Raw genomic sequence first — 9,314 nt, 5'->3', positions numbered from 1 at the left:
CTGCGCCCGCCTGGGTCAAGCTTACAACACCCGTCGCAGGATCAATGCTGTAGTAGCCGTCCGGATTGTTAGTCAGGCTGTAAGTCAGCGTATCGCCTTCGGCATCGGTCGCATTCGCATCCGTCACCACCATGCCTGCCGTCGCACTGTTTTCCGCAATGCTGGTCAAGCTATCAGTGAAGCTCAGTACCGGGGCATCATTCACAGGGGTCACGCTGACGTTCACTACGCTGCTGCTGGTACCGCCATTGCCATCTGTCACGCTGTAGCTGATGGTGTCTGCACCGGTGTAGTTCGCGTTCGGTGTGTAACTCAAGGTACCGTCGCTGTTGATCGTGACCGTACCATGCAACGCGCTCGCTGCAGTAACAGTTAACGTATCATTTTCAGCATCCGTGTCATTGCCCAGAACAGTAATGGTGGCTGCAGTGTCTTCAACCACAGTTGCTGTATCTGGATTGGCCACAGGTGCATCATTAACTGAACTAACCATAATGGTCAACGTACCAGTATCCGTCAACGAACCATCTGTAATGGTGTAGTCAACAGTATCAATACCTGTGAAATTCGCTGCTGGCATATACACATACTGACCATCTTCCGCGATCACAATCGTGCCGCCTTGTGTAGTCGTGTACGTACCTGCAACTGCAGTGAAACTACTGTCAACATCACTATCATTCGCCAATAGGCTGACTGTTGAAGTAAATACAGTATCTTCAACAATGCTGATCACATCATCTATTGCAACAGGAGCAGTTTCCTTTACTGATACCGAATCACTATCACCCGCTGCCACAGCCAATCCCACCAAAGGAATCAAAGCCAGTAACCAATACGGATTAAACTCATAGGCAGCTGCAACCAAAGGTTCACCACCCAATGCCTGACCAGCACTGACTTCTTCAGCCAGCATACTTACAGCATGTTCTTGCAAACCACTTTCCGGCACATAGGCATAATAACTGCCATTTTCATGCAGACCGATCAGTAAATTACTGGTCACCCCATCGTGACCATAGTAATCCTGAATAATCAGGTCAGCATCAAGTGGATCTGATGAACCGTCTTCAAAACCAATATGCAAGTCATTGCCCACACGCTTAATTTTAATATTTTCAGGGGCAAATTGAGTTGCATCATCAATCAACTCGTAATTGACATTTTTTTTGGCCTGAATAATCACAGGCTGATCGGGTGTTTTGGTAACTTTCAGAGTTGAAATTATTTTCTTAGCACTATGTAGTTTTACAGTAATGGTTTGATTATTCATAAGATTAATCCTGATCTGCTAGCCAGATTTTAAAAATTTATTAGAAAGTTCAATTAGATTTAAAAAGTTTTATTCAGCTTTAATGCCGTAAGTAATAATTTCTACACGTCGGTTAGGCAGATCACATTGCTCATGAGCCAGCTTGTCTTTTGCATAACGACTCTGACAATCACTGACCACCAGGTCTTGTTCACCGCGTCCTTCGACTGAAATATTCTGTCTAGCCACACCATACATTGTCAGTAAATTACGCACTGTTTCAGCACGTCGCAAAGATAACTGCTGATTAAAAGCTTCGGTTCCTACAGGATCGGTATAGCCAAGAATGCTAATATGGCTAATCTGACTTTGTTCATTGATAATTTGATCTGCGATTGTTTTAACTTCTTCGCGACCTTTTTTTAATATGTCATTTGGGCCTGATTTTGCATAAGCAAATAAGGTATTTGCCTGTAAGGTATATTTCTTCAAGACAGTTTGGACAGGGACATTGACATAGACTGGTTTTGCACACACCTTATTTTTTTCAACACGTGGGAGCGTATGAGTTTGTTCACGAACGGTAGGAAGGATCTGCTGGGCCTGTGCTTCTGTTAATGGCTGAATTTTAATAGACTGATTAGCATCCTCAACAAGTTTAAAATACTGAATTTTCCCTGCAGGCAAGTCATAGACCTGAGTTTTCTGCCGTACCTTTGAATAATCCAGCTCACTTTGGGTAAAAGCAGCACTCATTTGAGTCGGATTTGCACATACAGGCAGCATTTTATAACCGCCCGGTTGAAGCGAAGTTAAATACTCTCCTTCCAGAAAAATATTAACGGCTGGACCATTGAATGCATTTTCCTCTCGGAGAAAAACTGCCATTGTTTGATCCGGTCTAATATGATCAGGCAAAGTCATAGATGCAGGATTAAATGTTTTCCAATGCTCTAAAGGAGACTGATTATTAATAGAAGCACATCCCGACCCAAAAATAGAAAGCCCCGTTATTAAAACTAATTTTTTAATACTCATATCCCACCACCCTTCAGCCCTTAAAAAAGCAAATCCAATGTAAAATTATTAAAAAAAGTATGGATTTATGTGACTTAATTCACATTTAAACTTAATAATCATATAAAAAATATACTCAAAAAAATAGTATAAAAATCATCTTTTTTAATTTATTTATATCTCTTTTTATTAATAGAAAAAAGGGGTTATTTCCATTTGAACTTAAATAAGAATAATTTTTATTAATATTAAGTTTTCTTGAGAGTTTTATATTAATAATTTACAATAACTTGCTTATATTTATACGTGATAAATAATTTATGTAAAATATGATTCTAGTTAATTAAATGAATATTCATGGTACATAAATTACACTTTTAATACATTAATTACATAAAAAATATACCAAATAACAAAAGCTTCTACCAAAGAAATAAAGTTAAAAATATACATTTCATTGCAACTTTGTGCTGAATAATGAAGTAATCAAAGTAAGTCACTCAAAATCACGCACCCGGTTTCAAGCTAGAAAACGAGATTCTTCTCTGCATACAGCATTGAAGTAAACACTAAAGCTTGTTCGATTTGTTTTGATCAAAGTGTTGCTGAAATGATACTGACCTCTAGACGAGACCTATATATTCAAGCCTGACTACTGCAGGTTGATATTTTTCAGCTTTCCAAACCATTCCCTTGAAGATAAAAACTTAAATGTTGTGATCCTAAACACAGCAGGCATTCCTGTTTAAAAACTGCGGCTGTAGTCTCCTTCAAAGATTCGATATTTTATAAACCAAAATCACTTCTAAGTTGATTTCCCCATCATCGTGCTGTGTATTTTTAAGATGCATCTCCTCAATTAAACCTAGTAAAGCCCAGCAGATACTGACAGGAAGTTTTCAGCTCATGCATGTCTTATCCAATCTCAAGTCAATAAAAAAGCCAAATTTCATAAAAATTTGGCTTAAATTTTTAAATTAAAACATATTTTTATTTAGCGTTCCTGCAATGCCTGCTTCATACGGGTAATCGGCTTGATCAGGTATTGAAAGATGGTTTTTTCTCCAGTCTTGACATCCACACTGGCAATCATACCGGGAATAATCGGCATGGATTGTCCATTTTTATCCGTCAGTGAATTTTTATGGGTTTCCACTAAAATCCGATAGTAAGCTTCGTCTGGATTTAGATTCAGTTCACTTGGTCGCGCCTTGTCACGTAAGGTATCAGGACTGATCAGGGTTACTTTACCTTCTAGTCCACCATACAGCGAATAATCATAAGCAGTAATTTTTACAATTGCATCTAGCCCCGGACGGACAAATGCCACATCTTGCGGACGGATATACGCTTCAACCAGTAATTTGTCATCGAGAGGAACAATTTCCATAATGTCTTGTCCCGCCTGAACCACGCCACCCAAGGTATTGATTTTTATATTTTTCACAATCCCTCGTAATGGTGCCCGAATTAAGCTGCGGTCTACAGGGTCGGCACGCATCGCCATATTCTCTTTGGCCTGTGCCAGTTCCGATTCTATGCGGACCAGCTCGTTGTTGGCATCGGCGGCATACTGGTTGCGTTTTTCATTGATTTGCAAAGCCAGATCTGAAGACTGCCGACGCATACGCAGCAATTCCACTTCTGACATTACCCCTTCTGCAACCATCGGTGCGGTAATCCCAATTTCCCGGTCCAGCATAGCTTTACTTTGCTGCAAACCGGATACGGCATCATCGACTGCACGACGACGGGCTTCATAAGCGGCACGTTCACGACGCTGCAAGTCCGGACTAATCCCTGCAGGAAATTGAATGGCGGTGCCGTAAGATTCTGCTCGCAAGCGGGCTGCCATGGCTTCCAGGTTAGCCACCTTGGCTTCGCTTTCACGTAATACTGCGGCACTCCGGGTATCATCCAAAGTGAGGAGAATTTGCCCTTTTTCGACCACATCTCCTTCTTTGACCCGCATTTCCTTGATGGTTCCCGGATCCAGGCTTTGTACAATTTGTTCACGACTGGTTGGAATAACACTGCCTTGTCCCCGAGTCACCTCTTCAACCGTACTGTTATAGGCCCAGATCACGAACACCACCAAAAACACAAACAGCAAACCGATCATCCAAAATAACCCGCTATGCTTTTCTTTTTGCAGGGCAGCATTCAGATCATTCACCAATTTCAGATCTTTGGAATGTATCTTTTCAGATGACTTGGTTGGATTATCCTTCATACATTTTACTCAATATTATGTGTGTCTCTGGCTCGGGCTTTATTAATTCAAGTCAGATTTAGGCCATCGGATGCTCTGTTTCAGCTATCTGGGCGGCATTCGTATCAGTCTGCGTCGGACTGTTGGTTGCCACTGAACCCGCCATAGCCGCAGGTCGAATCACCCGTTGTGTCGCTGTACGTGCTTTTTGCTCATTTTGTGTCAACTTTTTAAGCACGGCATCACGCGGTCCATCCATGACAATTTTGCCTTGATCCATCACCACAATTCGATCGACAATGCTTAACACCTGCATCCGGTGAGTCACAACCAACAGAGTTTTGTCTTTACACCATTGTCCCAGAGCTTGTAGCGCCTTCTGTTCTGTGCCTTGATCCAGCCCTGTAGTGGGTTCATCCAGAAGCACCACTTTTGGATGACGCAAGGTCAGACGCGCCAAAGCAATAATCTGTTTTTGCCCGCCAGATAATCCCTGTCCGTCCTCACCCAAAGGCATATCCAGACCTTTAGGATGGTTTTGAATCATCTGCTCCAAACCAAAACGTTTCAGTGCATTAATCAAATCCTGGTTACCGCTAAAACCATCCTGACGGGCCAGATCCAGATTTTCGCGCAAGCTGCCTAAAAATAAGCGCGGCGACTGTCCCAGCATCGCGATCTGGTTGCGCAGATAATTCGGATCAAGCTGTCTTAAATCAACGCCATCTAACGTGACATTGCCCTGACTCGGAGTAAATAAGCCACTGGCCAGTTTCAGCATGGTGGTTTTACCACTGCCAATTTTACCCAAAATCCCGACTTTCTCACCCGGCTTCAACTGCAGACTGACATTTTTCAATACCTCTGGCATATCAGCCTGGTATTTGAAACTGACCTGCTGCACATTCAGCTCACCTTCAACCCGATTCAGACTGATATATTCCCGCTCTGGATCACGCTCAATTTTTCGGTCAATAATGCTTTGTAAACCTTGCATCCCCACTTTGGCTTGTTGAAAGCGAATCGCCAGGTTGGCAATTTGCGCCAAAGGAGCCAGCGCACGACCCGATAAAATCACGGCTGCAATCAACGCCCCCATGGTAATTTTAGAATTGGTATCAGGACTATGAATCAGATAAGTCCCCACAATCACCAAAATCACCGTATTGAGTTGCTGAATACCAACCGAAAAATTCACCACAAAATTGCTTAAATCACGGGTTTTAGTACTTGAAGCTGCACTGCGGGCTGTATAAAAATCCCACTTTTCTTGCGCCCAGCTGGCAGCATTGTTGGTTTTTAAGGTTTCAATCCCTTCAATGGCCTCAACCGCCAAGCCTTGTCGTTGCGAGCCTTCACGCATGGACTCATTGATATAACGTGCAAGAGGACCTTGTGCCAAAAAACCCACCAACATCACAATGGGGATCAGAATTAAAGGCACCAAAGCTAATTTCCCAGCAATCAGCCAAATCACGGTGATAAATAACAGTAAAAATGGTAAATCCACCAAAACCAGCAAGCTGGCACTGGTCATAAAGTCGCGTACCGACTCAAACTCACGCAAGTTGTTGGCATAAGCCCCTGAAGAGGCAGGTTTTTCCGACAAATCCAGACTCATCACCCGTCTAAAAATCGCCGAACTGATAATTAAATCTGCTTTTTTTCCTGCAATATCGGTTAAATGCCCACGAATCATCTTGGCTACAAATTCAAAGAAAATTGCCAAGATAACCCCAATGCTCAGCACCCACAGGGTTTCATAAGACTTGTTTGGAATCACACGGTCATAGACGTTCATGACATAGAGTGAACTGACCAATGCCAAGAAGTTGATAATGAACGTCGCCAAAATGACTTGATAATAATAAGAACGAAAGCGCCAGATCACCTTCCAGAACCAGGCTTTAGGCATATGATATTCGGGTAATTCTGAACGTAAATCACTGGCCAGTTTTGGCTTGATAAACCAGCAATATCCCAGATACAGCTCATCAAGTTGTTGTTGAGTGAGTTTCTGCTTTAAACTATCGGTCTGCTGAATTTCATAAACTCGCTCATCACCCACACCATCAATATGAGTAATCACGGCTGCGTGTTCATCTTTAAGCACAACCACCACAGGCATGGCTAAAGATGGAATATCCTGCAAATTTCGCTGTGCTAAAGTGTTATCAAAACCATGGGTTTTTAAGACTTCACCCAATGAATGATAATTGACCTGCAGGTTCTGATTCTGGGTGACCTGTGCCATAAGCGTAGCAACAGAAATAGGGCTTCCCAGAAGCTGGGTCACTAAAGCGATATGTTCGATAATTGATTTCATGAACTTTTTGATAACCTTTTTTATTCTGTCGCAATGCTGGATTAAACGTTAAGGCTGTATCGACCAGGTCGTGTCGCTCGAACCCATCGCCCATGTTGAGATTTTCCCCTGTGCCCGTAAATACGCCAGGGCTGCCATACGAAAATCATTTTGTGCCGTTACATAAGCCATTTCCACTGCAGACAGCTCATTATAGGCATTCAGTACATCAACCAAAGTCTTTCGTGCAATCTTAAATTGCTTTTCATTGGCAATCACTACATCACGTGAAGCTGCAATTTGTTGCCGGGTAATCTCCATTGTTTGTTTGCTTTGAAACATATCAATTTCTGCAGTTCGGGCACGTTCTTCTATATCTCGCTGAATTTGCCCTAATCGTGCATTTGCTGCCACAATCGATTGTCCACCCTGCTCCACTGAATATTTTGTCACTTGATTAAACATATCCCACGACATGCTCAAATAAACTTGACGATCTTCAGTGGTGACATTTCCTTCTAAATTAATACTTGGATAGCGTTTGGTTTGACGATATTTATGTTCGGATCGGATACTGTCCAATTCAGCTTGTTGTGCCTGAAAAGAGGGATGCTGGCTGGGATGGGTCAAACTATAACGATTCACAACATCCGTGACGGAAAGATCGGCAAATGGATCACGCAATCCATCTGGAGAAACATCAGCTGTATATTTTTTCAGATTACTTAAAGCAAAGCCCAGCTCACGCTGTAAACCGCTGATCATATGTTCAACCTGCATCTGCCGGGCTTTAGCCTGAATCAGTTCAGAACGACGTCCCTGATCATATTTCACAATAATCCCAATATCCTGGGTGAATTTATTGTGGCGTTCCAGACTCCGGTTTTGTACAACTAAGGACTCTTGGGCACGCAAGGCTTTAATATATTCACTGCCAATGGTGTAACCTAATTCTTCTGAAGTTTCACCAATTTTTTCATGGAAATACGCTGATTTTCTTTTATCGCGCTCGACCTGCGCACTAATGGCTCCAAAAGAATATAAATTCAGGGTGCCACGTAAACCCGGTGTGAAGTCTTCACTGGCATAATCGGTACGATCTTTATGGGATTGACCCAGGACTTGATTTGCGGTCACTGCCAAAACTGGATAATGCAAGGCCTGTGACTCTTTAACTTTACTGATCGCCGCCTGCTCATTGGCTTGCGCTTCAATCATCAATGGATCTTGTGTTAATGCATTCTGTAGCAATATTTTGAGATCCGCTGCATAAACCGGGGAAGTCAACATTAATGTGGTGAACAGCACCATCACCTGATTTTGAGGATATCTCACAACAGATCTATGACTTTTTTTCATATTCAACTTTAAGTGATTATTACATAAAAAATAATGATGACTTTCAATAATTAGCTTTAAGATTTCTACTGTGTTCTAATCAAAAACTCGGTATTAACCATCCAAATTAATGTGAAAAATATCACATTAATTAGAGCATTTTCGGATTTTAAAGCAACAACTCATTAAAATACAGACTAAACACATGAAACTTTCATTAATTTTTTGCTCTATTATCAAGTGACTATATTTTTTAAGTAGGTAACTTTCTCCCCTCTTTTTTCCGGAATTTTAATTCTATTCCTCGACAGTAAGCTTCTTGCATCAATGATGCAAATATCCATTTTTTGATCATGATTTGTACCGTCAACTTGCAGGATTTATACATAATTTATGTATAAAATCGATCAGCTCAAAGAAACCAAATCCCATCTCTTTCCCAGATCTAAAGCAGACACCCTGTCCACCTGAGTTTGAGTGTAGTGAACAATTTGCTGGATTATTTTAGTCTATAAACTTACATTCAACGCAGTATCATCAATTTGTCCAGTAATTTTATTTTCCAGCTTTTTTGCATTATTTTTATCCATTCTAAAATGGATAAAAACAGCTGTTTTATAGACGTTTAACACAAAAAATTAAAGTGATAAGTCAAACAAAAAAATGACTCATCATATGAATAGAAATTGATTAAAAAAATCCCCGCACAAGGCGAGGATTTTTTTAATCAATACTTTTTAACAGGTAATTATTTACCGCCAAAAACGTATGATACACCTACACGACCGCCAACTTCGTTACCACCGGCAAAACCAATTGCAGCACTTACAGAAGTACGACCGTCAGCAAATACGCTAGCAACACCTAGAGCACCAGCAGATTCACCTTCATAATGACCTACACCACCAAATACTGCAAATTGACCAGCACCGATGTTAGGGATTTGTTGTTGCGCAGCTAAAGCAATAGCGATACCACGGTAAGAAGTTTTCTCAACATCATCAACACGTGTATTCAACTGGTTCACACGTGAATTTACATTAGCCACTTGTGTATTTGTATAAGCATTTGCTGAAGCTAGAGTTGCTACATCACCATTAGCAAATTCTGAACGAATCGCTTGACGATCTGTTGCTGCTGCTGCTAAACCAGCTGCACGAGTAGCTGCTTCAGTATCAACACGAGTATTT

At 41.4% G+C, this 9,314-nt stretch carries 6 protein-coding genes; all 6 read right to left on the bottom strand.

The annotated features are described in order from the left end of the window. The coding region (locus FTT87_RS12745) for an Ig-like domain-containing protein (RefSeq protein ID WP_180174947.1) at window positions 1-1,273 on the bottom strand (1,273 nt) is incomplete at its 3' end. 69 nt (window positions 1,274-1,342) lie between these two features. Further along, window positions 1,343-2,140 (bottom strand): OmpA family protein, encoded by a 798-nt coding sequence (locus FTT87_RS12740; protein ID WP_180042303.1) that lies wholly within the window; start codon window positions 2,138-2,140, stop codon window positions 1,343-1,345. A 1,123-nt stretch (window positions 2,141-3,263) separates the two neighbouring features. After that, on the bottom strand, window positions 3,264-4,502 hold the full coding sequence (locus FTT87_RS12735; RefSeq protein WP_180081318.1) for an HlyD family type I secretion periplasmic adaptor subunit: 1,239 nt from the start codon (window positions 4,500-4,502) through the stop codon (window positions 3,264-3,266). A gap of 58 nt (window positions 4,503-4,560) precedes the next feature. Continuing rightward, the gene (locus tag FTT87_RS12730) at window positions 4,561-6,807 is read right to left on the bottom strand and encodes a type I secretion system permease/ATPase (RefSeq protein ID WP_180174946.1); all 2,247 of its coding nucleotides are present in this window, start codon (window positions 6,805-6,807) and stop codon (window positions 4,561-4,563) included. A 48-nt stretch (window positions 6,808-6,855) separates the two neighbouring features. Then, window positions 6,856-8,121 (bottom strand): TolC family protein, encoded by a 1,266-nt coding sequence (locus FTT87_RS12725; protein ID WP_180174945.1) that lies wholly within the window; start codon window positions 8,119-8,121, stop codon window positions 6,856-6,858. Between the two features lie 751 nt (window positions 8,122-8,872). Then, window positions 8,873-9,314, bottom strand: a 442-nt coding sequence (locus FTT87_RS12720; RefSeq protein ID WP_180174944.1) for a YadA C-terminal domain-containing protein, incomplete at its 5' end; no start/stop codon positions are given.

The sequence above is a fragment of the Acinetobacter sp. YH01022 genome (assembly GCF_013420235.1).
Lineage (GTDB): Bacteria > Pseudomonadota > Gammaproteobacteria > Pseudomonadales > Moraxellaceae > Acinetobacter.
This window is presented reverse-complemented; position numbering and strand designations above follow the sequence as displayed.